This window comes from Pseudochryseolinea flava (genome assembly GCF_003286915.1).
GTDB lineage: Bacteria > Bacteroidota > Bacteroidia > Cytophagales > Cyclobacteriaceae > Ohtaekwangia > Ohtaekwangia flava.
On the sequence record NZ_QMFY01000003.1, the window covers coordinates 194144 to 219684 of the forward strand.

Consider the following 25541-nt stretch of genomic DNA (forward strand, 5'->3'; position numbering starts at 1 on the left):
ATATAACCTTCCGTAACAACCTGAAAGTTAAAATTATCTAACGCTACGATTTAGATTTTTATTCCGATCAGATACAACTTTCTTTAGTAAAGCTGTGTCTAACGATCTGATTAAATAGGCATGCCATTCAACAGCGGCAAGCGTTGAATGTATTTGATCAAAATGATTGTTTTTTTCTGCTTTGATTCCACATTGTAAACTATCTTGCGGCACCAAATCCTAACCGCAGTTACCGTCACCATGAAACCTGACTCCCAGGCCTTAAAAGCTTCATTACAAAAACGTGAGCTTGAACTCCAGAGACTGATTCGCCAAATGAAATTTGATCAGCTACATCAGAGTACGGTGTACAAAAATCTCGAACTGGAACTTGACAGTGTCAAAACTCAGCTAAATCAGCACGTTGAAGATAAGCGGTAATTCAGAACGGCTATCTTTGCGCGATATCAAATCCTTAACACATGCGTGTCGTCGGTGAAATTCCTCATCCAGCTTGCAAGATCACGATCTTTTCATGGAATAACCGTTACTTGATTAAAATCGAGAATGGCATGCTTGAACAAACCTTTAAGATCAATCAATTTGACGTAACGGGCGAGTCGGAAGTTATTCAGATGGTGGATGAGGCCTTCGTTCAAGAGGCCCTAAACCGATTCGACGACATGTCTAAAAGCCTCCACCAGGCTGTTTCCAGAACGTAAAAGCCATACGATCGATCAACCTGGCACGAGAACTTAAACTTGTGCTGGAAATTGTATTATTTTGCAGCCCCGATGGAAGTCGTAGAAAAGAAAAATAAGAACAAGAAGTATAAGCCGATCTTGGAAGACATTCCTGATTGGCCGGTATACCAGTTGAGCAAGAACCGCAAAGAGTTCATTGAAGAAGTAGCAATGAAAGCTTTTCAGCGGATCAAAGAGGTTCGTCCAACCACTAAACACGTGATTGACGAACTCGAGGCTACCGTATACCGTGAACAGCAACGCATGAAACGCAACCGCTGGCGCGTTGACCCGGAAGATGAACCGCGTTTCTGGGCGGGCATCAAGGAAGAGCTGGTTGCACTGGCATCTAAAACGCCAGAAGAAACACAAGTGAAAGCCGATGAGTTGTTGCTTCGCATCGTATCGCGCTATGCCAATGAAATTGCCGGAAATTTCAAACCTACTTCTTATCGCTTTACCCGCGAGATTGTTAAGTTTTGGTTCGGTCGTTTGCTGAATGGCGCACGTGTAAAAAAGTTCGGTGCAATCTTTAGAAATCGTTATACGCTTCGCGATAAAATTCACATCGTCGGAAAGGTGAAACACCTTCGAAAACTGGCCTCACAAGGCACGGTAATCATGGTGCCTACACATTTCAGTAATCTTGATTCCATACTCATCGGATGGGTCATCCACTCCCTGGGATTGCCTGCATTTATCTACGGCGCAGGGCTCAATCTTTTTAACATCAAGATCTTCGCCTACTTTATGAACAGCCTTGGCGCGTATAAAGTAGATCGTCGAAAGAAGAATGTACCATACCTGGAGACGCTCAAGCTCTACTCCACCTTAGCGATTCAAAAGGGTGCGCATAGCCTATTCTTCCCAGGTGGAACACGCTCACGATCGGGTATGATCGAAAAGCAGCTCAAGTTGGGATTGCTCAATTCAACAATCGAAGCGCAGCGCAACCTGTACCTCGACGCTAAACCTGGCGAAGAGGTGCGCAAAATTTTCATCGTTCCTGTTTCGTTGAATTATCACTTCGTACTGGAAGCACCTGACCTGATCGACGAGTACCTCTCTGCGAAGGGGCAAGACCGTTATCTGCCGGAGCAAGACAAATACGGAAGCTGGCAGCTGCTGCAATTCCTATTCAAGTTTTTTACGAAAGGTTCAAATATTTCGGTCTCTATTGGTCGCGGACTGGACATCATGGGAAATTATGTTGACGATGATGGAAATAGCTTGGATGCGCAAGGGCGTGTGATCGACACAAAAGATTATTTCCTGAGTAGCGGCGAGCTCTCCATAGACAAACAACGTGAGGACGAGTACACACGGATGTTGAGTCAAAAGATTGTCGCCGAGTATCATCGCATCAACCGCGTTTTTGCAAGTCACCTTGTCGCATTTGTCGCCTTTGAGATGTGGCAGAAAAAACATCCAAAGCTCGACCTGTTTGGATTGCTGCGTTTACCAGAGGAGGATCAGGTGTTGGATTATGAAGAATTCCGTGCAACTTGTAAGCGCGTTCGCAAGCAGATCTATCAACTTAAAGATGAAGGCAAAGTTTATTATGCTACACATCTGAAGGGCAAGATCGATTTGGTAATTCGACACGGGTTAGAGAACGTGGGCATTTTCCATTTGAAACGTCCATTGTTGTTGAACAAAGAAGGCAACATTATCACGAAGGATTTTAACACATTGTATTACTACCACAACAGGCTAGTCGGCTATGAGCTTGAAAAGTTTATCTGATGATAAGCCGGTTGGCGTAATCGGTGCTGGAAACTTCGGTAGTGCGGTAGCCAATTTGGTAGCGCAACATCGGAATGTACTCCTGTATGCCCGTGACGAAAAAGTGATTCGTCGCATTTTGGAAACGAAAGAAAATCGTGGCCATACGATGCACGCCAATATAACACCCACCACTGATCTTGGTCGCGTGGCGGAGCAATGTGAGGTGATTTTCCCAATCGTTCCATCGGCGCATTTTCGCACAATGATGAAACAGTTATCGCCGTTCCTCCACCCTTATCATATTTTGATTCATGGGACAAAAGGTTTTGACATCACTTTGCCACCAGATCAGACACTCGAGTCTGTAGATAAACTCACCCGTGATCATGTTAAAACGATCAGCGAGGTGATCATGGAAGAGAGCGTTGTCGTTCGTGTAGGTTGCCTGGCAGGACCGAATCTCTCGAAAGAACTTGCTGCAGGACAGCCCGCGGCGACCGTTGTTGCCAGTCACTTTAACGAGGTGATCAGCTTAGGTAAAAAATTACTTCGTAACGATCGCTTCCAAGTTTACGGCAATAACGACTTGACCGGCGTTGAACTCGCAGGTGTCTTGAAGAACATCATCGCCATTGCCGCAGGTGCCTTAAAAGGCTTAGGATACGGGGAGAATGCGAAAGGCCTTTTGATTAGTCGCGGGATGGTGGAGATGGTTTATCTCGGTCGTGCATTGGGCGGTAATACCACTGCGTTTCTTGGCATCGCCGGTGTTGGGGATTTGGTAACCACTTGCAATAGTTCGTTGAGTCGGAATTTCACCGTCGGCTACAACCTTGCACAAGGCATGAAACTCGATCAAATCCTTGCTAATACTGATGAAGTTGCGGAAGGTATCAACACGATTAAGATTGCAAAAAAATGTTCTGACTATTACGGGGTGAGAGCTCCCATTACGAATACCTTGTATCGCGTACTCTTCGAGGATTTGCCGATGAGTCGCGCGTTAAGTTACCTGATGCGCTACCCGCTAAATGTAGACATCGATTTTCTATAGTCCGTTCCGATTGATCTGTCAACCTTGAACAAACATAAACGACCGCTATCGCAGTTTATAGTAATTATATAAGTACGCACACGCTTCACTTTCCGAGGAAAAAGTTTTCACGTTATTGCGCTCACCTTCTTGGTCGACGTATAGAACAATCCATTCTTTAAAGTCATAGAAGAGAATCATGCGATCAGGGCTAAGCGTTCCATCCAGCGAATATGCATCAGACGACACTTCAAGCTCATCGAGCTTTTGCTTGAGTTGACAAGTATCCATCATTGAACACAACTTTTTTATTACAACGATTAAGTTAAGTCTTAAACCTTCTAGCAAGTTTACGGTAATGCCGGCAACGATCAACAATGTAAATGTAACATCGTTGGTAACGTTCATGCAACGATGAACAGGTTAATGTCAGGAAATCCGGACGAGTTTCTATTTTTTTAGTTTAGCGACAATCTGGTCAGCTACCAATTTTAATTGTTCCTGGGTGGGATGCAGTTTTGCACGGGTAAAATTAACATCATCCGCGCTATTCATAGGCACCAAATGCACATGTGTATGGGGTACTTCAAGACCGATTACCGACACACCAATTCGTTTACAAGGTATAGCCGCTTGTATTGCATGCGCCACAGGTTTTGCAAACAACATTAGACCTGCGAGTTTCTCATCTTGCAGGTCAAAAATATAATCGACTTCTTTTTTAGGCACGATAAGCGTGTGGCCCATCACCAAAGGCGTAATATCTAAAAAGGCGATATAGTGATCGTCTTCAGCGATAATATGGCCTGGAATTTCTCTGTTTATGATGCGTGTAAAAATAGAAGCCATCGGTATTGAATCTGAAATTAACTATTGACCAATATTTACAATCTCGAATTCCATCTCACCTGCCGGTGTTTTGATCATGGCGGTCTCGCCCTTCTTTTTACCAAGCAGACCTTTACCGATCGGTGACATAGTCGAGATTTTGCCAGCTTTAAGATCAGCTTCTTCTTCAGACACGAGTGTATACGTTACTGAAGCGCCATTCTTCTTGTTCTTAATGGTCACCTTTGAAAGAATAGAGACTTTCGAAGTATCAATATTGGTTTCATCTAATAAACGAGCATTAGACACAAGGTCTTCCAGCTGCGCGATCTTTGCTTCCAAATGACCTTGCGCATCTTTCGCAGCATCATACTCGGCGTTCTCACTAAGGTCACCTTTGTCACGTGCCTCCGCAATTTGACGAGCGATATCTGCACGGCCTTTTGACTTTAACTCTGCCAATTCACCTTTCAGTTTTTCCAACCCATCTTTCGTGTAGTATGAAATTTTCTTACTCATGTTTTCAATGTTTCGTTTTGATGCCGATGTTATTCGGGCAATAAAAAAAAGAACAACGGCCTCGTTCCCGAAGCCGTTGCTAATGGCAAAGGTAATCATTTATTTTTTCCACGCAAGCCAGCGCGGAACCCGATCAAACACCGACCAATTCCGGAAGCGCGGTTCTAATTTGCTCGAGGATCTCATCGTCGAATTTCGCTAGATAAAGGGTCTTTACTTTCGACAGTTGTTCAACGGTCAATCCTTTCGCTCCACGAAGATCTGCTTTGTAAAGACTCGCGTTTTCAAAGTCTGCACCCATCAGATAACAATTCTGCAGATTGGCCTCCATTAAAAATGCATTGCTAAAATTCGCTTTGATCAAAAAGGCATTCTCAAATTGTGCTTTGATCAAGAATGCATCTTTAAAATTCGCACCACTCGCATACGCACTTTGCAAGTTTGCTTGATTCAAATTAGAATTTTCAAAGTTGGTTTGATTAAGTCGCGCGTTCTCAAGGTTTGACTCGATCAACGACGATTGTGAAATATTAGCAGAATTCATATTCGACGCCGCTAAGTTCACATAGTTCAAGTTTGTTCTTGGGAGATAACAATTCACCAAATTGATCTCATGAATTTTATGTCGGTTGAGACGCTTAATATTACCCACCGTACGAAAGGCCGCTTCTTCTGATTCCCATAATCTAAAGTCGTCGATCTCATCTTTATAGGTCCGAATGCGCTGACGGGTCTCTCCGTTTTTATTAAGCCAGAATATAAGAATACCAATCACAGCAATATCGAAGATCATACCGTGAGCTTCCGCGAGAATTTGCTGAATAAACGTATCGAAATCGCGGAGGTAATATTTGAAACTTAGTCCCAACACAAGGACCGTAACAAGCATGAGCACAAGCGTCGATGTGAGCAAAGGTTTTTCTATAATAGAATTAAAAACCTCTCCAATTTTTTTAGCACGCTTGTCGAAAAAGCCCATGAGGTGAAATCCAGTTAACTACAAACTACTTTAAATTAGCATTTTCAAATTAAAGCGCCAGCGAAAGAGCTTTGATTTTATCCACCAAAGCTACATTAATTTTTACGTGCGACTCAAACGTCCACCCAGCAATGTGTGGGGTTAATATTACATTAGATTTTTGTTTGAGAACATAAAAAGCTTGCGCCTGTTGTTCCGATAGTGTATGTAGTTTTTCATTTTCGAGCACATCCAACACGGCTGCGCGCACCTTCTTGGATTCTACTGCCGATGCAATTTCATGTAACGGTAAAATTTCACCCCGTGCTGTGTTGATCAATATGATAGATTTCTGAAATCGGTTCAAAAATGAAGTGTTAACCATCCCACGTGTCTCAGCGGTAAGCGGGATATGGAGACTCAAAACATCACTTTCACGAAAGAGATCGTCCATCGACGCGGCCTTGCAAAATGCATCTGCGTAATCGGTTTTGTACTTATCGTAAGCCAAAACATTACATCCAAATCCTGACAGTCTCCGCGCAAACGATGAGCCCATGTTCCCATAACCAATGATGCCCACAGTCTTTCCCATAATCTCCTCACCCCTATTTTCTTCGCGCAGCCAAACTTTCTCCCTCACTTCGGCATTCGCACGCGGTATGTGCCGCATCACACTAAGCAGTGCGCCTAATGCATACTCAGCTACAGCATCACGGTTGCCTTCTGATGCATGCAGGATGGCAATTCGTTTTTCTTGGAGATAAGAAACATCAAGATTGTCAATACCAGCGCCTGCCCTGGCGATAAACTTAAACGTTGGATTCTCACCAAGAAGATCACGATCAACATGGGTCTTACTTCGAATGATCAAACCATCGTAGCCACGGTGTATCGTTTTTATCTCGTCTCGCGTTATTGTTGGTTGATAATCATACTCCCATTGAATTTCTTGTAGTAGCGAGAATATACTCTCGTGCATTGTATCGACAATCAGACAGCGCATGACATTAAAGCATCAAATGAATGGTGAAGAAATATAGGGTTAATCCCAATAGGTCGTTTATGGTTGTAATGAATGGACCTGCGGCTAACGCGGGATTAAATCCATAACGGTTCAATACCAAAGGCGTGATCGTGCCAATAAATGAAGCGAACACGACAACACTGAACAGCGCTAATGATACCACCGTTGAAAGCTCATACTCTTTGAACAAAAATACATTGGCCACAAAAACCAACACGGAGAGGAATAATCCATTAAGAATGGCTACAAAAAAAACTTTTACCAAACGCTTCCATAATCCATCATCGACGAAGTCGGGATTTGCTAAGCTCTGTACGATCAATGACGACGATTGTATTCCTACATTTCCGCCTGTTGCTTGAATGAGCGGTGTAAAAAATGCAATCGCTGTGACACGTGCTAATTCATTTTCAAAAAGCCCCATGAACTTTGCATTCATAAGCCCGCCCGCAATACCGATCAACAACCACGGAAGACGCGCACGTGTATTTCGCCAAACGCTATCGTCTTCTTCTACGTTCTCTGTAATACCCGCCATCATCTGACGTTCTTCATCGGCTTGTTCCGTGATCACATCAACAACGTCATCGATGGTAATGCGCCCCACAAGTTGTCCATGTACATTCACGACGGGAACAGATTCGAGATCGTATTTTTTCATCACCTCGGCTACCTCCCAATCTTCCATGTACGTTTCAACACTGACGATATCTTTCTCGTAAATATCGGCTACAATTTTCTTCGCATCTGAAATAATGAGATCTTGTAACGCAACTTTACCCAGAAGCATGTCTGTCGCATCAACTACGTATACTTGGTAAAACTTCGACACATTCTCGGCCTGCTTTCTAATTTCCTCCACACATTCAACGACAGTCCAATTGATTCTCGCTTTAATCAATTCCTTCGCCATCAACCCACCTGCAACATTCTCTTCGTAACGTAAAAGTTCGGTTACTTGAATGCGTAATTCTTGCTCGAGTCCGCCCAGTACGATCTCGCGATCTTTTACGGGAAGCTCGTGTAAAATGTCTGCCGCATCATCAGATGCAAGTTGATTGAGCAACTGCACAACCTCCGGCAATTGATATATTTTGATATTCCGCTTGCGCGTATCAGGATCAAGATCTCGAATTACTTCAGATTGCACTTCAATGGGAAGCAAGTCCATGACATACTTCGATTCTACTGCGTTGAACTCATATAAGAGACTCGTGATATCCGCAGGCTTTACATCGATGAGCGACTGCTGAATGAAATTCTGGTCACGTTCATCCAGGGCTTGCTGGAAGCGATCGCGGAATTCTTTCGTCAACTCAAATTCAACCAATTGCTCCACGACTGTCTTCTATTTTTTGGGTAAGGAAAATGAAGTCATCAACGCTGAGTTGCTCCGCACGTTTATCCAGTAGCGGCAGCGATGTGACTACGGTAGCCAAATTTAGATTTTTTAGTGCGTTGCGCAAGGTCTTGCGACGGTTATTGAACCCTTGCTTCACTACCTGAACAAAAAGTATTTCATCGCAAGGAAGTGACTGTACGTTATTTCTTCTCAATCGTATCACCGCCGACATTACTTTTGGTGGTGGCGTAAATACCCCTGGCGATACTTTGAAAAGCATGTCGATGTGATAGTATGCCTGGAGAAGCACGCTTAAAATGCCATACGTTTTATTGCCATGCTTCGCTGCGATACGGTCTGCTACTTCTTTCTGCAGCATGCATACAACTTGATCTACCTGATGACGATGATCGAGTACGCGAAAGAAAATCTGCGAAGAAATATTGTAGGGAAAATTTCCGATCACCGAAAAATGACCACCAAATACGGTGGTGAGGTCGAGCTTCAAAAAATCGCCCTCGATAATACGTTCGCGCAGTAAAGGATAATGTTGCTTTAAATAGACTACCGATTCACGGTCAATTTCAATCAACTTCAAATCAACATCATTCGCCTCCGCCAAAAATTTCGTGAGTACCCCCATCCCTGGACCTATTTCTAAGACTTCATTACTCCCCTCCGCCAATTGTAGTCCGTCAACAATTTTTTTTGCAATACTCTGATCGTGCAAAAAGTGTTGTCCGAGGAACTTCTTAGGCCTTACTTTATCCGATTTTTCTACGCGCATAAATGCAAAAGTAGTCTGAAAGTCCGGAGTCCGAAAATCGAACAATACGAAAGACGTTCAAAAGGCTGCCTCACTTTGGACTTTCAGTCAATCCGTGGAGAGTGCTTGCATCTTACTTCCGTGTTCGTTAACTCGCAGAGTATTGTAACCATGAAGCATGAATCATCCGAATAAACCAAGGATAGGCATTACCCTAGGAGATCCAAACGGAGTAGGTCCTGAAGTCGTTATTAAAACGCTTGCCGACAATCGTATATTGAACTTGATCACGCCTGTGATCTATGGATCAGCGAAAGCGATTTCATTCTACAAGAAGCAGCTTAACATCGAAGAATTCAATTACACGCAGGTACGCACCAAGGGGCAACTGGCGGCAAAGAGTGTGAACGTCGTGAATTGCTGGGAGGAAAATATGGAGATCACGCCGGGTAAAGCGTCACGCGACGCCGGAAAAGCTGCCCTTATTGCACTCAAACAAGCCAGTACAGATTTAAAAGAAGGATTGCTCGACGCACTGGTAACAGCACCGATCGATAAGCAAACTATCCATAGTGACGAGTTCCCTTTCAAAGGACACACTGAGTTCTTAACTGATTTCTTTGGTGAAAAAGACAGCTTGATGTTTATGGTTAGCGACAAACTTCGCGTTGCGCTAGTGACAGAACATATTGCCGTAAAAGATATCGCCGGTACGATCACGAAAGAGAAGATAGAATCGAAGTTAAAGTTGATGGAGCATTCGCTTCGGAAAGACTTTGGCGTTGTTAAACCACGCATCGCTATTCTTGGATTAAATCCGCATGCTGGCGACAACGGATTACTCGGCACCGAGGAGGAACAGATCATTAAGCCTTTGATTGCCGAGCAGAAAAACAAAGGCAAGCTCGTTTATGGTCCTTTTCCGGCAGATGGATTTTTTGGTACAGGTAGTTATGCAAAATACGATGGCGTGCTCGCCATGTATCACGATCAGGGGCTCGTACCGTTCAAAGCAATTGCTTTCGAAAACGGCGTTAATTTTACAGCTGGTCTTCCGATCGTTAGAACATCACCGGATCATGGCACTGGCTATGGCTTAGCTGGGAAAAATCAGGCTGACGAGACCTCGACACGGGAGGCCGTTTACAGGGCAATGGAGATTTTCCGCTACCGGACCGAACAGTCTACAGAAAAATAACCTTCGTTAAGGAGGTCAATTCTGCCGTTCAACCCGAGTTCTGGCTGAGAAAATGTTTAATCATTATATTTGCCATTCTTTTCCCTTTTTCAAGCAACGGTTGCAATGGATATTGTTACGAAGAAACAACTGAATATACTTATACAGTTAGCGGAGGCAGATAAGCACTTTGCCAAGATCGAGAGAGAGCTCATTTTCAAAATTGCGCGCGAACGGAAATTTCCAGAAGCTGATGTGATGGAGTTAATCCGAAACCCAGAGCCAATCGACTCGTTGGGTGCATTGTCGGCAGACCAGAAATTTGACTACTTGATGTCAACCATGGAATTGGTGTTTATCGACCAAAATGTATTCGAGAGTGAAATCATCTTTAGCAAGAACATTGCGATCAAGTTGGGCTTTAAGAAGAGCGTAATTGACTATTTCATAGAAAATTACGAGAAAAAATCCCGCGCCGAAATCCGTGAAATTGTCCTCAAAGAGTTTGTTTAAAGGGCATTAGAGCCTTATTTCAATCGACTAACCTAACAGATGATAGTGTTCTCACGGGCAAATTCTGCGCTGATCAGGTGCAAAATCTCATTAATTATCATAAATTTGCCGACTAATTTTAAAACGCCTCGATTCGGGGCATTTTGATATTGTGGGGGCTTACGGTGTAAATATCATCGCACTGGCGAACAAAGAACATCAGTTCGAATTCGAATTGGAAGAGAAGTTTTTTCGTCAGTTTGGGTCTGAAGTACTTTCGAAAGGAAGCTTTGTGGCCAATGTTATACTCGACAAGCATGAAACGTTCATTGAAGCTGATTTTGATATTAAGGGCACCGCACATTTAACGTGCGACCGCAGTTTGGAAGAATTCGAGCATCCGGTTGAAGATCGCCATAAGGTGGTTTTTAAGTTTGGAGATGTAGACCAAGAGTTAAGCGACGAGATTGTCATGATCAATCGCGATACGGCGGTGTTGGAGTTAGGACAATACATGTATGAATTTATTGTGCTGGCGCTGCCCATGAAGAGATTACATCCAAAATTTCAACAGGAAAGTGAAGATGAGGATGAGCACGAGGAAGGCAAGATTGTTTACACCTCGGAAGATCCGAATCAAGAAAAGAAAGAAGAAGAAATAGATCCTCGTTGGAATATTTTGAAAAAATTAAAATAAACTGTTTTAGACTATGCCAAATCCGAAGCGAAAAACCTCGAAAACCCGGAGAGATAAAAGAAGAACACACTATAAGGCTTCTGCCAAACAATTAACTGTGTGTCCAACAACCGGAGAACATCACTTGCCACACCGCGCTTTCTGGCACGAAGGCAAACTTTACTTCAATGGTAAAGTTGTGATGGAAAAAGAAGTTCTGGCTTAATTGCATGCTAAACATCATTCCTGGATATTTTCAGTTCGCACTGAACATGACTTTCGCAGCCATGACCAGAATGATAGCACCAAAGAAAGCACGCCTCTGTAACGGAGGAATGAATTTTCAATCAATGCTCGATGTTAAGTCGGGCTTTTTCTTTTTAAAGGTAGCCGTAAAAAAGGTTCAACCCTATAATCTTGTATGACGCAAATTAGAGCAGCTATTACCGGCGTTGGCGGATATGTTCCGGACTATGTTCTCACCAATCAAGAATTGGAGACCATGGTCGAAACCAGCGATGAGTGGATTACCTCGCGAACCGGTATCAAAGAAAGACGAATTCTGAAAGGCGAAAATCAAGGCGTGTCTGTTCTCGGTATTGCTGCCGTAAAAGACATGCTGGCAAAAACTAAAACAGATCCTAAAGAAATTGATCTTTTGATCTTCGCTACGGTAACAGCCGACATGACGTTTCCGGCTACTGCCAACATCGTAGCCACAGCAGTGGGCGCTACCAATGCTTTTAGCTTCGACATGGCCGCAGCATGTTCAGGTTTTATTTATGCCCTTGCAACAGGCGCGAGCTTCGTACAATCGGGTATGTATAAAAAAGTGGTCGTAATCGGTGGCGATAAAATGTCTGCTATCATGGACTACACCGACAGAACCACCTGCATCATTTTTGGTGATGGTGCCGGATGCGTGCTCCTTGAACCAACAACTGAAAATGTTGGCGTGATTGACTCGGTGTTGAAAAGTGATGGCGCGGGTGAGCAGTATCTACACATGAAAGCAGGCGGAAGTCGTTTCCCTGCATCTCATGAATCGATTGACAAGCGCATGCACTTTGTGTACCAAGAGGGTTCTGCAGTATTCAAGTTTGCCGTTACAAATATGGCCGATGTTGCAGGACAAATTGCACAGCGAAACAACCTCAACGCCGATAACATTTCATGGCTCGTACCGCACCAAGCGAATAAGCGCATCATCGATGCTACTGCGCAACGTGTTGGTATCACTGAAAACAAAGTGATGATGAATATCGAGCGTTATGGAAATACTACGGCCGGCACAATTCCCCTCCTACTCTGGGATTACGAAAAGCAACTCAAGAAAGGCGACAACCTTTTACTTGCCGCTTTCGGTGGCGGTTTCACCTGGGGAGCGATGTACATCAAATGGGCATACGACAGCAAGTAGCGTTGAGTTCACGGTTGAGCAGATCACAGTTCACAGTAAATGCTTTTACCGTCATCCGTGAACAGTCAAACAGTGAACCTCGGCAGACTTGCATTTAAAATATTGATTTGTAACTTAATGACTTGATTTTATATGGCAACAGTATCTGATCTCAGTAAAGGAAACTACGTTCGCTACAACGGAGAGATAGCGCAGGTAGAAGAAATTCAGCACCGGACACCGGGTAACCTTCGTGCATTTTACCAAATCAAAATGCGTAACGTACGCAATGGTAAAGTAGCCGAGAACCGTTTCCGTCCAGGTGAAGAAATCGAGATCCTTCGTGTTGAGACAAAAGAATACCAGTACCTGTATTCTGATGGCGACAGTCTAGTGGTAATGGATAATGAGACTTTCGATCAAGTCTATGTTGACAAAAAACTCTTGGGAGAGTCTGTTAACTACATCAAAGAAGGTGTAACGTTATTGATCGCTTTCGAAAATGGTAATAATCCTATCACTGCCGATCCTCCGAACAACGTAGTGATGGAAGTTCAGTATACTGAGCCCGGCTTAGCAGGCGATACTGCTACACGTACATTAAAACCAGCAACACTTGAGAATGGTGCTGAAGTTCGTGTTCCACTTTTCGTAAACACTGGTGACAAAATTAAAATCGATGCACGTACAGGTGAATACATCGAACGTGCAAAAGAATAAACTGAATCATGAGTAAAACACGCCCATCCAAATCTGTAGTGAAGAAGGAAGCAAAACCTTCAAAGGAGTTTAATGATTCCGGATCAACTAACCCATCTGAAATGAAAACATCAGAAATCAGAGACCTTATCGATTTTATCTCGAAGTCTGGACTGAATGAGGTAAACATCGAAACAAAAGAGCTTAAACTTTCCGTGAAGCGTGAACCGGATCAGAAAGTATTTAAATCAACACCCGTAGTTGCACCGGTAGCAACGCAAGCGATTGCCGCACAACCTGTAGCCGCTACCCAAAATGCACCAGCTGCTAAAGTTGAAAAAGCTGCCGCTGAAGTTTCTTCAGGTAAAAAGACTGTAGAAATTAAGTCACCAATGATCGGAACGTTCTACCGCTCTTCTAATCCGGATACGCCTCCGTTCGTATCTGTTGGCGATAAAATTTCTAAAGGACAAACTGTGTGTATCATCGAAGCGATGAAGTTGTTCAACGAGATCGAATCAGAATTCTCTGGAACAATCGTAAAAGCACCAGTTGAAAATGCAACGCCTGTGGAGTACGATCAAGTGCTCTTCGTGGTAGAACTTGACTAAGACTTTTTAATCTTCATAAACCTTCCGACTACAGCATACGCTCACATCGGAAGGTTCAGTTTTTCTGATTTAAACGAATACTATGTTTAAAAAAATATTGATTGCTAACCGCGGTGAAATCGCCTTGCGTGTTATCCGTACCTGCAAAGAGATGGATATCAAAACTGTCGCGGTATACTCGACAGCCGATCGCGAAAGTCTTCACGTACGTTTCGCTGACGAAGCAGTATGTATTGGCGATGCCCCTAGCAAAGATTCTTATCTCAATATTCCGCGCATTATTTCAGCAGCAGAAATCACAAACGCGGATGCCATCCATCCTGGCTATGGCTTCCTTTCTGAACGCGCTGAATTTTCTGCTATCTGTCACGAATACGGTATTAAATTCATCGGCCCTACACCTGCCATGATCAACGCTATGGGCGATAAGTCCACAGCAAAGGATACCATGAAAAAAGCGGGTGTACCGACCATTCCCGGTTCTGATGGTTTGCTCGACTCTATTGAGCAAGGATTAGAGCTCGCCAGAGAGATTGGTTACCCTGTAATTGTGAAAGCTACTGCCGGTGGTGGTGGAAAAGGTATGCGCATCATCAACGAAGAAGGCGAATTCAAAAAAGCTTGGGATGATGCTAAACGCGAAGCTGGTGCATCTTTCGGAAACGACGGATTGTATCTTGAGAAATTTGTAGAAGAGCCACGTCACATTGAAATACAAGTGATGGGTGATCAATACGGCAAAGTATGCCATCTTTCCGAACGTGATTGCTCAGTACAACGTCGCCACCAGAAGTTGGTAGAAGAAACACCATCTCCGATCGTAAGCCAAGAGCTTCGAGAGAAAATGGGTGAAGCTGCTATCAAAGGTGCTAAGGCAATCAACTACGAAGGTGCAGGAACGATCGAGTTCCTTGTCGATAAACACGGCAAGTTCTATTTCATGGAAATGAATACGCGTATCCAAGTAGAGCACCCTATCACGGAAGAAGTAACAGACTACGATTTGATCAAAGAACAAATCAAAGTTGCTGCCGGTGTACCGATTTCTGGAACAAACTATTTCCCAAATCTCTACGCGATGGAGTGTCGTATTAACGCCGAGGATCCTGCGAACGGCTTCCGTCCTTCACCAGGAAAAATCCTCAACCTTCATTTACCAGGTGGTCACGGCGTACGTGTCGACAGCCACGTCTATGCAGGTTATACAATTCCACCAAACTACGATTCAATGATCGCTAAGCTTATTGTGAGCGGTCAATCTCGCGAAGAAGTTATTACGCGGATGAAACGTGCTTTAAGTGAGTTTGTAATCGAAGGTGTGAAGACCACAATTCCTTTCCACTTGAAGTTGATGGACAACGCCATCTTCCGCTCTGGAAAATTCACGACGAAATTCCTCGAGACATCATTTGATTTTTCGCAGTTGAAATAAGTTCACGGTTCACGGTTCACCGTTCACAGCAAAAGTGCGGATGGTGTATCGTGAACCTATCTCAAGCTTTTCCTCAGTGATTGAATCTTGATAATCATTGTTTCCACCTGCTGATAAAAGAGACTGAATACATTTTCGTCTATGAAACCCTTCGTCCGCGCCAGGTAAAGACATCCAATCACTTCAATTCCAGACCTTACAGCATACCCCAAAAATCTCCCGAATTCAACTTTGGTTTGGCCTGTAGAACCTTCTGCGATATTCAAACTAACTGAATCGCTTGCTCGCCTGATCTGCGAGGTTAATCCATAAATTTCTTCCTTGGGAAATCCCTTTGTTAAATCGTAAATACTTCCGGAATTATTAACCGAAAGCTTCCAGACTTCAAGTCTTTCGAAATTGAATGCCATAAAACAAATTGGTTTAAACTTTAACACAACGTTTTTGATATACACAACAGGGCGCTAACACCCCACAATTTTTCATCCGTCATCCGTGAACCGTCAAACCGTGAACCGTGAACAAACTCAACGTTTCGTCTTCTTCTCCTTCGGCGGCATCGACTCAATCGTACTCACCAATTCGCCGTACCACGCTTCGCCATATTTTCTGATCAGCGGATCCTTTAGGAATTTATAAACAGGCACTTGAAGTTCTTTACCCAACGCACAGGCTGGTGAACAAATGTGCCACTTGTGGTAATTGAGTGCTTCAAAATTTTTCTTCGATGTAACCCGAATTGGATACAAATGACATGAGATCGGCTTCTTCCAGGAAATCTTTCCATCGAGGTATGCTTGTTCGATCCCACACTTCAAAACGTTTTGTTTGTCGTAAATCGCATACGCACACTCACGACCATCTATAATTGGCGTACAAAGTTCTCCATCATCGTCGGTAGTATGCTTGCCTTGTTTTTCAATGGCGGCAATACCTTCTTTCGTGAGATACGGTTTGACAGTAGGATAGATTTCTTCCAAGATGGCGAGTTCGCTTTCTTCGAGGGGCGCGCCAAAGTCGCCTTCTACACAGCAAGCACCCTTACATTTCTCAAGGTTGCAAACAAACTCTTTGTCTTTGATGTCGTCAGAGACAAGAACCTCTCCTACTTTGATCATGGATTATTATTTTTTCAAAGGTACGATTAAAAAAGCTCAAACTGCGCGAATTCGCTTCCCTGCACTTCTTGCTGTACTGCCTTCGCAGAAATTTGCGCAGAGAAGAATCCCATGCTGTACGCAGGTAGCTCCATCCACTGCGATTTTATTTTTTGGGCAGAAATGGCGCTGTTCATGCCCATTACCAACATGTTATTTTCATATATCTGAACCAGCTGCTGATAAAAATTTCCGTTGTTTTCTACGGATGACAGTTTGTTCGCCCCAGATACGCCCACATACCTTTGCAACTTATCGCGACCTTCCGTCTGATAGAAAGCATGATTCATACGAACATTGAGTGGAAAAGTGAACGGCATCAATAGATTCCATCCCGCACGACCGAACTTCTCGATTGTCGAAAATGGAATATCAATTGAACATGGATCAATCAAGCAAAACACAGCTGCTTTTCTGCGCGGTTTTCCCTGCGGAACTATATCTGTAAATTTCGCGGGAAGCGTTTCAATCGGTTGATCAAATACGGTGACGGGGTGACGCGGAAAAAACTTGCTGACCCGAGCCTTTAGCGCCTTTACTTGCTCCTGATCGTGCTCGCAAAAAATGTAACGCGTAATCGGCAATCCCGACAGCAACGCTTGAAAAGATGAGCCTGGAAAGATCTCTTTCTGGTGGCCCACAGTATATAATCCGTTTCCGGAGAAAAGGTCGATAAAAATAATTTCATCAGCACGGCCGGCGACCTGACCGACAAACGCCTCAAGGTAACGCGTGTTCGCTTGAACCTTTACTTTAAACCAAGGTTCAGACGCTGTGACTGTCAACTCATCGGAGAAATTATATTGAACTTGCAAGGCTTATTACGGGTTCAGTAGGAGATAATTTTTCAAAAGTAATCAAGGTAAAATTCCTTTGAAAGGATATACGCCTTAATGTTAATTTGCGCCCTGATATGAGCGACTACTTAGACACCTTAAATGAGCCTCAACGCGAAGGCGTAGTAAATACCGATGGACCTTGTATGTTGATTGCCGGCGCTGGGTCGGGCAAGACACGCGTACTCACGTTCAGAATTGCCGAATTGATGCGCAAAGGCGTGGACCCTTTCAGCATCATGGCTTTGACGTTTACCAATAAAGCATCCAAAGAAATGCGTGAACGGATCGAACACGTTGTCGGTCATGATGCACGAAACTTATGGATGGGTACCTTTCACTCGGTTTTCTCCAAAATTCTCCGTGTAGAAGCCCAACACTTGGGTTATCCCAACAACTTTACGATCTACGATACGGATGATGCCAAATCGCTCATCAGAACCATCGTTAAAGAAATGGGATTGGATGACACCGTTTACAAACAAAACGTAGTCTACAACAGAATCTCAGCTGCAAAGAACAGATTGATCAGCTGGGAAGACTATGCGCGTAACCCGGAACTGATGGCCGATGACGCTGCAAACCTTCGCCCTGAGATGGCACGCATCTACAAAGTGTATGCGCAACGTTGCTTTAAGTCGGGCGCCATGGACTTCGACGACCTACTCTTCAACACCGACAAACTTTTCAAAGAGCATCTTGAAGTGCTCAACAAATATCAACATCGAATTCGTTATGTATTGGTAGATGAGTTTCAGGATACTAACCTTTGTCAATATTACATCATTCGCAAGCTCGTTTCCGTGACACGAAACATTTGCGTAGTGGGCGATGATGCACAGAGTATTTATGCGTTCCGTGGAGCAGACATCAGTAACATTCTAAACTTCGAGCGCGACTACCCCGAGTTGAAGGTAATCAAGCTGGAACAGAACTATCGCTCTACACAAAACATTGTACAGGCCGCTAACTCGGTCATCAAGAGAAATAAAGCGCAGATACCGAAAAACGTTTGGACGTCAAATGAAGATGGTGGTTTGATTGAACTGATCAAAGCGGTATCCGATAATGAAGAAGGAAGACTCGTGGCGACATCTATCTTTCAAGAGAAGATGCAACACCAATTGAAGTTCAGTGACTTCGTTGTATTATATCGAACCAACAGTCAGTCGCGTGCCATTGAAGAGTCGCTTCGTCGTAACAATATCAAGTATAAAATCATCGGAGGTCTCTCCTTCTATCAGCGAAAAGAGATTAAAGATCTTTTGGCTTACCTGCGATTCACGCTCAATCAACAAGATGAAGCTTCGTTCCGGAGAATTATCAACTTGCCGAAGCGTGGTATCGGTGATTCTACAGTAGATAAAATTGTAGTCGCAGCAAACGATCACGGAACTTCCATTTGGGAGATTTTGCAAAACTCCACGCCGTTTGTTGGTGGCCGTTCTGCAGGTCCTATTGATGATTTTGTATCAATGATCAAACGGTTTTCCGTTGAGATCCAGAATAAAGATGCGTATGAAGCATCGTTCGAAATCGCAAAAGGCTCCGGTCTTCTTAAAGAACTGTACGAAGACAAAACGGTCGAGGGATTGAGTCGTTACGAGAACGTTCAGGAATTATTGAACGCCATCAAAGAATTTGTCGATGATCCTGAGCGTGAAGACAAGACCTTAAACGCGTTCTTACAAGAAGCGGCATTGGTAGGCGGTCAAGATGAAGACAAGGACAAGGATCCCGATAAGGTAACGTTGATGACCATTCACATGGCAAAGGGATTGGAGTTCCAATATGTGTACATGGTCGGGATGGAAGAAGATCTTTTCCCATCGCAGATGATGTTGAGTAGTCGGGCGGATCTTGAAGAAGAACGTCGTTTGTTCTACGTGGCGATCACGCGGGCTAAAAAACGCCTCTTCCTCTCCTACGCGCTGACACGATATCGTTTTGGCCGCCTTAAAAATTGTGAGCCGAGCCGCTTCATCGACGACATCGATCAGAGCTTCATGAAAGTAAGTTCGAAGTTTTCGGGACTGGAGTCCTCGCCGCCGCCAACGGACTATGCGAAGAAACTCGTGTCGGGTATCAAAAAGACAGTGGCTTCTACACCGATAAAAAAACCAGCGGCATCAACTGCGTACAAGGCTCCGGCCGACTTCAAGCCAAGTGATACGTCTGGTCTACAGGAAGGCATGCAGGTAGAGCATCCAAAATTTGGTTTTGGAACCGTGGTAAAGATGGACTTCAGCGGCGCCGACCGTAAGGCTAAAATTGAATTTAAAGAGGCAGGCGAAAAGACACTCCTTTTAAGTTTTGCTAAGCTTCGGATCGTGCAGTAACGGCGCACGATCCCGCTTTGTTTGGTGTTGTCTTTTGATTAGATTTGCCTATTAACGTACTAAGAATCATTGATCACTGGTCAGTTTATTGGTAAGAAGCACTTTTTCTTGAAAGCCCAATCCCAAAGATCAACTTCAACTGCGATTCAAACTCTAATGGCTAATTTCACTACTCTATGATCGGAGAATACAACACCGACCGTCCGCACATCATTTTGAAAGAATACGGACGTAACGTTCAGAAATTGATTGAATACATCAGAAACGTGCCTAGCAAGGAGAAGCGTACTGAACTTTCGTATACCTTGATTGAACTTATCAAGCAGTTAACACCCACCATTAAAGAGCAAGGAGACGATCCACAACGTTTGTGGGACGATCTTTACATCATTGCTGATTTTAATTTAGATGTTAACAACCCTTTCCCAGTTCCAGAGCGCGACATCTTGTTTAAGAAACCTGATCGCATGGAATATCCACAGAGCGATGTACGCTTCAAGCACTACGGAAAAAACATCGAGAAGCTTGTGAAGGAAGCCTTAAAGCTTGAAGACCCACAAGAGCGTCAAGAGGCGATCATTTATCTCGGAAAGTTGATGAAGACTTTCTACGGGAATTGGAACAAAGAAACGCTGGATGATTCTGTGATCTTAAAAGATATCCAATTGATGTCAGGTGGCGCATTGAAGATGACCATCGACAAAGTTCGAGAGGATAATCTATTCGAAAAATTATACAAAGAGCGTAAGAAGGCTCGCCCGCAAGGCAATGGCGACAATCATCAGCGTCGTCAGCAAGGAGGAGGCGGTGGTCACCGTCCGTTCAACAAGAACAAAGGAAACAATTTCCGTCGTCGTCGCGATGGATAATCGCGTTGTTTGAAGGCATGAGTTTTTGTTCCAGTTATTTGTCAACCGTCAATTTTTTAAATGAGCGTTTTCAAGATTAAAGGCGGAAAGAAGCTGAAAGGCGAAATTATTCCGCAAGGTGCAAAGAATGAGGCATTGCAAATTGTTAGTGCAGTACTGCTCTCATCAGAACCCATTACCATTCACAATCTTCCCAACATCGTTGATGTTAATAAACTGATCGAATTGGTTGGCGATCTTGGTTGTAAAGTTGAAAAACTTGGTCCTGAGTCTTATCGATTCACGGCATCGAATATCAATATGGCTTTTCTCGAGTCTGAAGAATATCGCAAAAAAGCGGCCGCTTTACGTGGCTCTGTGATGCTACTCGGGCCAATCCTTGCACGTTTTGGCAAGGCGAGTTTGCCTAAACCAGGCGGTGATAAGATCGGACGTCGACGACTTGACACGCACTTCTTGGGCTTTCAAAAGCTTGGCGCAAAGTTTAACTTCGATGCTAGCGAACATCTTTTTCACATCGATGCAACATCGCTCACCGGATGCTACATGCTTCTCGATGAGGCATCGGTTACAGGAACAGCAAACATCATCATGGCTGCTGTCTTGGCAAAAGGAAAGACTACCATCTACAATGCGGCCTGCGAACCTTATCTCCAGCAGCTTTGTATGATGTTGAACCGTATGGGTGCTAAGATCACCGGTGTTGGCTCCAACCTGATCACCATCGAAGGCGTTGAAAAACTTGGTGGCACGGAACACACCTTGTTACCCGACATGATCGAGATCGGAAGTTTTATCGGTCTCGCAGCAATGACGCAATCGGAAATCACGATTAAGAATTGTCGCATCGATATGTTGGGAATCATTCCTGAAATCTTCAAACGACTCGGTATTAAACTTGAGTTTCGTGGCGACGATATTCATATCCCATCACAAGAGCGTTATGAGATTGAAACGTTTATCGACGGATCTATTCTCACAATTGCCGATGCCCCCTGGCCTGGATTCACACCAGACTTGCTGAGTATTGTGCTCGTCGTGGCAACACAGGCGAAAGGGACCGTTCTCATCCATCAAAAAATGTTCGAGAGCCGTTTGTTCTTCGTTGATAAACTAATCGACATGGGCGCACAGATTATTCTTTGTGATCCACATCGGGCTACCGTGATTGGTCTTGAACGTAAGCAATCACTTCGCGGTATCAAAATGTCATCACCCGATATCAGAGCTGGTGTGTCGTTGCTAATCGCAGCCTTATCCGCTAAAGGAACGAGTGAGATTTCAAACATCGAACAGATCGATCGTGGCTACCAAAACATTGAAGCGCGCTTGAAGGCTGTCGGTGCAGATATTGAGCGTGTAGGATAAACACCGGTTTTGTTATAGTAAAATCTGAATCGAGGTCATTGCCTACAGGTGGTGACCTCGAACGTTTCAGCGGTCTAACTAAATTTATGGCAGCAACTCACTCGGGTAACACGTAAATGTTGCCATTCGTGGCATAAACGTTGTAGCTGTAGATACAACTTCTATCTAATTTTCTGTGTTTTATTCTAAAATGATACGAATGAAATATACGATTATCATCATGGGCTTGCTTATGACGACCCTCGTCGCGGCGCAAGAACAAATTGAGCCTACCTTTTCAATGCCCCGCGCTACTGTTAAAATGGCCCCAATGAAATTTTTCGAGCGGAATTTTGAATTGGGTGTTGAACTCTTCGACAAAAGTTACAAGCGAAGTTTGAACCTTGACGTAGGCTTTAAAAGCGGCGATGAAGATTTTGATGAAGCCCGTGGATACAATGTTGAACTGGGATTCCGGCGCTATGCTCCTTTTATGAAGTTTCACCAAAAAGGCGATCGCAGTTTCTATCGCGGAATTTATTATAGTCTAAGCGTTCGTGCGCAGTACTTCAAGGGAAAAGAAATAGATGCCAACGATTACTATCGCGAACAGAAGACAACGTCCATCGCGCCTGCCTTTACACTCGGGTGGCAGCGAACGCTTTGGGAAGCATTGGTACTCGACATCTATGTTGGTGGCGCTGTACGATTTGCTGAAAATGAATACCCTTATGGTGAGATCGACCAACACCAAGACGTGAGCATATTCAATCCACGGTATGAAGGCATTATGCCTAAGATCGGCGTGAAGATCGGGATAGGACTTTAATGCTAAACGCCTCAAGCTACAGGCCTCAAGTTTCAAGAAGTTCAAAAATAGAGGCTTGCAGCTTGTGACTTGAGGCCAATGCACTCTTTTTAAGTAATTAGATCTCGATTGATAAGCCCACCGGACAATGATCGGAACCATGATACTCATTGTAGATCATGGCATCTTTCACTTTCGGTAGTAGCGACTGCGACACTAAGAAATAATCGATACGCCATCCCACATTCTTTGCGCGGGCATTGGTTACGTAATTCCAATAACTATACTTCACCTCTTGCGGATAAAAATGTCTGAAGGTATCGACATAACCAGCTTCCAACAATCTGGTAAATCCATCGATCTCCCGTTGCGTGTAACCGGCTGATTTGTTGTAGTTCGATTTAGGATTCGCGATATCGATCGGTTGATGCGCTACGTTTAAATCGCCACATACGATCACAGGCTTTCTTCGATTCAACCAGGTGAGATATTCTGTAAATTCTTTATCCCATCGTTCACGATAGTCGAGGCGTGCGAGTCCTTCACCAGAGTTTGGCGTGTATACAGTAACGAGGAAGTACGTAGGAAATTCAGCCGTCATCACGCGACCTTCCTGATCGTGTTCCTCGAAGCCCATATCGCACGTGATATTCAACGGCTCAATTTTCGAGAGTATCGCTGTTCCAGAATATCCTTTTCTTGCTTTCGAGCAGTTCACCTGAGTTTTATATTCGGGAAGAAGCTCCAATGCAGAACGTACTTCTTCATAGCCACCTTTTGTTTCTTGTAAACAAAGGATATCCGGGTTCATCTGACGGACATTCTCAATGAATTCTTTCTTAATAATGGCACGAATACCGTTGACGTTCCAGTTTACAAAATGCAGTGCTGACATTGAAACAGAGTTTGATTTAACCTTTGCGAATTAGCAGGAAACGTTGAAACAAAAAAGTGATACGGGATAGGCGTACAAAAAAGGCAATAAAAAAGCCCTATGTGATCATCATAGGGCTTTTATATGAAGTTTTAGAGATTAAGCTTTCTTCGAAGCCTTAGCTTTGAATTCTTCTTTAATCGCTTCGATGTCAACGTTTTTCACGACAGGCTTAAAATTCTGGATCTTAAGCGTTTGACGTCTTACCGCTGCTACCGCCTTATCCTTGCGGTTTTTTCTTTTAAGTCTGGTTACTGCCATGGCTCAATTCTTTTAAAAGGAGTGCAAAAATAAGCCTGAAAATGGATTAAACAAAGAGAAGCTGGAAATTCTTGGGAGATTCGCGGTTCAAATACAACTCCGGTTGCCAGATTCCGGTCATTTGATTTAATTATCGAATACTTTTTTCATCAATAAACTGGCGACTGGAAACCGGCATCCGGTAACCGTTTTTAATTACTTTTGCGGCGAATTATGGAAAAACCTACTCTACCGAAAGGTACCCGCGACTTTGGTCCTGCCGTGATGGCAAAGCGACAGTTCATTTTTGATACGATACGAAAGGTATTTCAGACGTATGGCTTTATGCCGCTAGAAACACCCTCAATGGAGAACCTGTCTACGCTAACAGGAAAGTATGGCGAGGAGGGTGATCAGTTATTGTTTAAAATCCTTAATTCCGGCGACTTTCTGAAAGATGTTCCAAAAGACAAACTCACGTCTACAAACGCCAAGCAACTTTCTTTCCAGATCTGCGAAAAAGGGCTACGCTACGATCTAACGGTACCTTTTGCACGATACGTTGTAATGAACCGTCATGAGATTGCATTTCCGTTTAAGCGCTATCAAATTCAGCCCGTGTGGCGCGGTGACCGTCCTGCTAAGGCCCGCTATCGCGAGTTTTACCAATGCGATGCCGATGTAGTAGGCACCGACTCACTCATCTGCGAAGCCGAAATCATCCTCATGATCAAAGATGTTTTTCAACGTCTTGCCATCACTGACTATACCATCAAAATCAATCACCGAGGTGTACTCGCAGGTCTTGCCGAATTGATTGAAGCACAAGGAAAAGAGACATCTTTGTTCGTTGCCATCGACAAGCTCGATAAGATCGGTGAAGAAGGCGTTCGTAAGGAACTCGTTGAAAAAGGATTCAGCAATAGCAGTCTCGATAAGCTATTTGCGATCCTCAATGTAAAACGCTCCAATGCAAGTCAATCTGCGTTACTCACTACGAAGTTCGAAAGTAGTGACGCTGGAAAAAAAGGATTGATGGACCTCAAAGAAGTATTCATTCTCCTCGAAAGTTATGGCTCCGATGACACCAACGTAGAATTTGACGTTGCGCTTGCTCGCGGCCTTAGCTACTACACAGGATGTATTTTCGAAGTAAAAATCAACAATGTATCCATTGGTAGTGTAAGCGGTGGTGGTCGCTACGACAACCTCACACAAGCTTTTGGTGATAAAGAAAAATTATCAGGCGTAGGATTCTCCTTTGGCGTTGATCGCATTTTCGACGCGATGGAAGAATTGAACCTATTTCCAAAAAACGCGCAAGTCTCCTCGAAAATATTAATCTGTCATTTCGACGATGAAAGTTTCCGTTATGGTTTGGGCATACTGAATCAATTGCGTGGCGCAGGTATTGCGTGTGAAATTTATCCTGATCATACCAAACTTAAAAAACAGTTGGACTACGCGAACAAGAAGATGGTTCCATTTACACTTGTGCTAGGATCAGACGAGGTGAAGAGTGGGCAACTCACCTTCAAAGACATGAACAAGGGCGAACAGGAAAAACTTACGATCGATCAGATAATTGAAAAATTAAATTGA

Annotated in this window: 29 protein-coding genes; 17 read left to right on the forward strand and 12 right to left on the reverse strand. The window is 43.8% G+C overall.

The window, feature by feature from the left end; genetic code table 11:
• Nucleotides 1–461: 461 nt before the first annotated feature.
• From DQQ10_RS08425 to DQQ10_RS08435, 3 genes are all read left to right on the forward strand, one after another.
• Nucleotides 462–701, forward strand: coding sequence for a hypothetical protein (locus tag DQQ10_RS08425; protein WP_112746412.1), 240 nt, complete (start codon nt 462–464; stop codon nt 699–701).
• Between the two features lie 72 nt (nt 702–773).
• Nucleotides 774–2468 carry a 1-acyl-sn-glycerol-3-phosphate acyltransferase gene (locus DQQ10_RS08430; RefSeq protein WP_112746413.1) on the forward strand — a complete coding sequence of 565 codons (1695 nt, stop codon included), beginning with the start codon at nt 774–776 and terminating at the stop codon, nt 2466–2468.
• Nucleotides 2446–3504, forward strand: a complete 1059-nt coding sequence (locus tag DQQ10_RS08435; RefSeq protein WP_112746414.1) for an NAD(P)H-dependent glycerol-3-phosphate dehydrogenase — start codon at nt 2446–2448, stop codon at nt 3502–3504. The genes DQQ10_RS08430 and DQQ10_RS08435 overlap by 23 nt, the downstream gene beginning before the upstream one ends.
• A 45-nt stretch (nt 3505–3549) precedes the next feature.
• Here DQQ10_RS08435 and DQQ10_RS08440 read toward each other — a convergent pair whose 3' ends face one another.
• The 7 genes from DQQ10_RS08440 to rsmA form a co-directional block, all read right to left on the reverse strand.
• Nucleotides 3550–3891: a hypothetical protein gene (locus DQQ10_RS08440; RefSeq protein ID WP_112746415.1), complete on the reverse strand. Its 342-nt coding sequence runs from the start codon at nt 3889–3891 to the stop codon at nt 3550–3552.
• A 42-nt stretch (nt 3892–3933) separates the two neighbouring features.
• Nucleotides 3934–4332, reverse strand: a complete 399-nt coding sequence (locus tag DQQ10_RS08445; RefSeq protein WP_112746416.1) for an HIT family protein — start codon at nt 4330–4332, stop codon at nt 3934–3936.
• Nucleotides 4333–4353: 21 nt separating this feature from the next.
• Nucleotides 4354–4830: a transcription elongation factor GreA gene (gene greA, locus DQQ10_RS08450; RefSeq protein ID WP_112746637.1), complete on the reverse strand. Its 477-nt coding sequence runs from the start codon at nt 4828–4830 to the stop codon at nt 4354–4356.
• Nucleotides 4831–4963: 133 nt separating this feature from the next.
• The gene (locus DQQ10_RS08455; RefSeq protein ID WP_112746417.1) at nt 4964–5809 is read right to left on the reverse strand and encodes a pentapeptide repeat-containing protein; all 846 of its coding nucleotides are present in this window, start codon (nt 5807–5809) and stop codon (nt 4964–4966) included.
• 49 nt (nt 5810–5858) lie between these two features.
• Nucleotides 5859–6794, reverse strand: a complete 936-nt coding sequence (locus DQQ10_RS08460; protein ID WP_112746418.1) for an NAD(P)-dependent oxidoreductase — start codon at nt 6792–6794, stop codon at nt 5859–5861.
• A gap of 4 nt (nt 6795–6798) precedes the next feature.
• On the reverse strand, nt 6799–8154 hold the full coding sequence (gene mgtE, locus DQQ10_RS08465) for a magnesium transporter (protein WP_112746419.1): 1356 nt from the start codon (nt 8152–8154) through the stop codon (nt 6799–6801).
• Nucleotides 8138–8944 (reverse strand): 16S rRNA (adenine(1518)-N(6)/adenine(1519)-N(6))-dimethyltransferase RsmA, encoded by an 807-nt coding sequence (rsmA, locus tag DQQ10_RS08470; protein WP_112746420.1) that lies wholly within the window; start codon nt 8942–8944, stop codon nt 8138–8140. The genes mgtE and rsmA overlap by 17 nt, the downstream gene beginning before the upstream one ends.
• Before the next feature lie 157 nt (nt 8945–9101).
• Between rsmA and pdxA the strand changes: the two genes are divergently transcribed.
• The 9 genes from pdxA (at nt 9102) to accC (ending at nt 15409) form a co-directional block, all read left to right on the forward strand.
• A complete protein-coding gene (gene pdxA / locus DQQ10_RS08475) occupies nt 9102–10121 on the forward strand; it encodes a 4-hydroxythreonine-4-phosphate dehydrogenase PdxA (protein ID WP_112746421.1) in 1020 nt (339 codons plus the stop codon).
• A gap of 69 nt (nt 10122–10190) precedes the next feature.
• On the forward strand, nt 10191–10613 hold the full coding sequence (locus DQQ10_RS08480) for a TerB family tellurite resistance protein (RefSeq protein ID WP_133259582.1): 423 nt from the start codon (nt 10191–10193) through the stop codon (nt 10611–10613).
• Nucleotides 10614–10764: 151 nt separating this feature from the next.
• Nucleotides 10765–11289, forward strand: a complete 525-nt coding sequence (locus DQQ10_RS08485; protein WP_245970329.1) for a YceD family protein — start codon at nt 10765–10767, stop codon at nt 11287–11289.
• 13 nt (nt 11290–11302) lie between these two features.
• Complete coding sequence (gene rpmF, locus DQQ10_RS08490; RefSeq protein ID WP_112746424.1) at nt 11303–11494, forward strand: 50S ribosomal protein L32; 192 nt, start codon at nt 11303–11305, stop codon at nt 11492–11494.
• Nucleotides 11495–11498: 4 nt separating this feature from the next.
• Nucleotides 11499–11693 carry a hypothetical protein gene (locus tag DQQ10_RS08495; RefSeq protein WP_112746425.1) on the forward strand — a complete coding sequence of 65 codons (195 nt, stop codon included), beginning with the start codon at nt 11499–11501 and terminating at the stop codon, nt 11691–11693.
• Entirely contained in the window at nt 11690–12688 is a 999-nt protein-coding gene (locus tag DQQ10_RS08500) for a beta-ketoacyl-ACP synthase III (protein ID WP_112746426.1), read from the forward strand. Before DQQ10_RS08495 ends, DQQ10_RS08500 begins: the two co-directional genes overlap by 4 nt.
• A gap of 132 nt (nt 12689–12820) precedes the next feature.
• Complete coding sequence (gene efp / locus DQQ10_RS08505) at nt 12821–13387, forward strand: elongation factor P (RefSeq protein WP_112746427.1); 567 nt, start codon at nt 12821–12823, stop codon at nt 13385–13387.
• Nucleotides 13388–13488: 101 nt separating this feature from the next.
• A complete protein-coding gene (gene accB / locus DQQ10_RS08510; protein WP_112746638.1) occupies nt 13489–13977 on the forward strand; it encodes an acetyl-CoA carboxylase biotin carboxyl carrier protein in 489 nt (162 codons plus the stop codon).
• Nucleotides 13978–14059: 82 nt separating this feature from the next.
• Nucleotides 14060–15409 (forward strand): acetyl-CoA carboxylase biotin carboxylase subunit, encoded by a 1350-nt coding sequence (gene accC / locus DQQ10_RS08515; RefSeq protein ID WP_112746428.1) that lies wholly within the window; start codon nt 14060–14062, stop codon nt 15407–15409.
• Nucleotides 15410–15465: 56 nt separating this feature from the next.
• Here the strand turns inward: accC and DQQ10_RS08520 are convergent, their stop codons facing one another.
• The 3 genes from DQQ10_RS08520 to tcmP all read right to left on the reverse strand — a co-directional run bounded on the left by DQQ10_RS08520 (nt 15466) and on the right by tcmP (nt 17381).
• Entirely contained in the window at nt 15466–15819 is a 354-nt protein-coding gene (locus DQQ10_RS08520; RefSeq protein WP_112746429.1) for a four helix bundle protein, read from the reverse strand.
• Between the two features lie 117 nt (nt 15820–15936).
• A complete protein-coding gene (locus DQQ10_RS08525; protein ID WP_112746430.1) occupies nt 15937–16527 on the reverse strand; it encodes a DUF3109 family protein in 591 nt (196 codons plus the stop codon).
• A gap of 26 nt (nt 16528–16553) precedes the next feature.
• Complete coding sequence (tcmP, locus tag DQQ10_RS08530) at nt 16554–17381, reverse strand: three-Cys-motif partner protein TcmP (protein ID WP_112746431.1); 828 nt, start codon at nt 17379–17381, stop codon at nt 16554–16556.
• Nucleotides 17382–17479: 98 nt separating this feature from the next.
• Here tcmP and DQQ10_RS08535 point away from each other — a divergent pair, with 98 nt between their 5' ends.
• The 4 genes from DQQ10_RS08535 (at nt 17480) to DQQ10_RS08550 (ending at nt 22786) form a co-directional block, all read left to right on the forward strand.
• Entirely contained in the window at nt 17480–19741 is a 2262-nt protein-coding gene (locus DQQ10_RS08535; RefSeq protein ID WP_112746432.1) for an ATP-dependent helicase, read from the forward strand.
• 176 nt (nt 19742–19917) lie between these two features.
• Nucleotides 19918–20610, forward strand: coding sequence for a DUF4290 domain-containing protein (locus DQQ10_RS08540; protein ID WP_112746433.1), 693 nt, complete (start codon nt 19918–19920; stop codon nt 20608–20610).
• Between the two features lie 60 nt (nt 20611–20670).
• Nucleotides 20671–21978 (forward strand): UDP-N-acetylglucosamine 1-carboxyvinyltransferase, encoded by a 1308-nt coding sequence (murA, locus tag DQQ10_RS08545; protein ID WP_112746434.1) that lies wholly within the window; start codon nt 20671–20673, stop codon nt 21976–21978.
• A 199-nt stretch (nt 21979–22177) separates the two neighbouring features.
• Nucleotides 22178–22786 carry a hypothetical protein gene (locus tag DQQ10_RS08550; protein WP_112746435.1) on the forward strand — a complete coding sequence of 203 codons (609 nt, stop codon included), beginning with the start codon at nt 22178–22180 and terminating at the stop codon, nt 22784–22786.
• 97 nt (nt 22787–22883) lie between these two features.
• On the opposite strand, the gene DQQ10_RS08555 is transcribed toward DQQ10_RS08550, so the two are convergent.
• The gene (locus tag DQQ10_RS08555) at nt 22884–23660 is read right to left on the reverse strand and encodes an exodeoxyribonuclease III (protein ID WP_245970330.1); all 777 of its coding nucleotides are present in this window, start codon (nt 23658–23660) and stop codon (nt 22884–22886) included.
• Nucleotides 23661–23798: 138 nt separating this feature from the next.
• Nucleotides 23799–23960 (reverse strand): hypothetical protein, encoded by a 162-nt coding sequence (locus DQQ10_RS27900; protein WP_165823859.1) that lies wholly within the window; start codon nt 23958–23960, stop codon nt 23799–23801.
• A gap of 213 nt (nt 23961–24173) precedes the next feature.
• On the opposite strand from DQQ10_RS27900, the gene hisS reads away from it, so the two are divergent.
• Nucleotides 24174–25541, forward strand: coding sequence for a histidine--tRNA ligase (gene hisS / locus DQQ10_RS08560; protein ID WP_112746436.1), 1368 nt, complete (start codon nt 24174–24176; stop codon nt 25539–25541).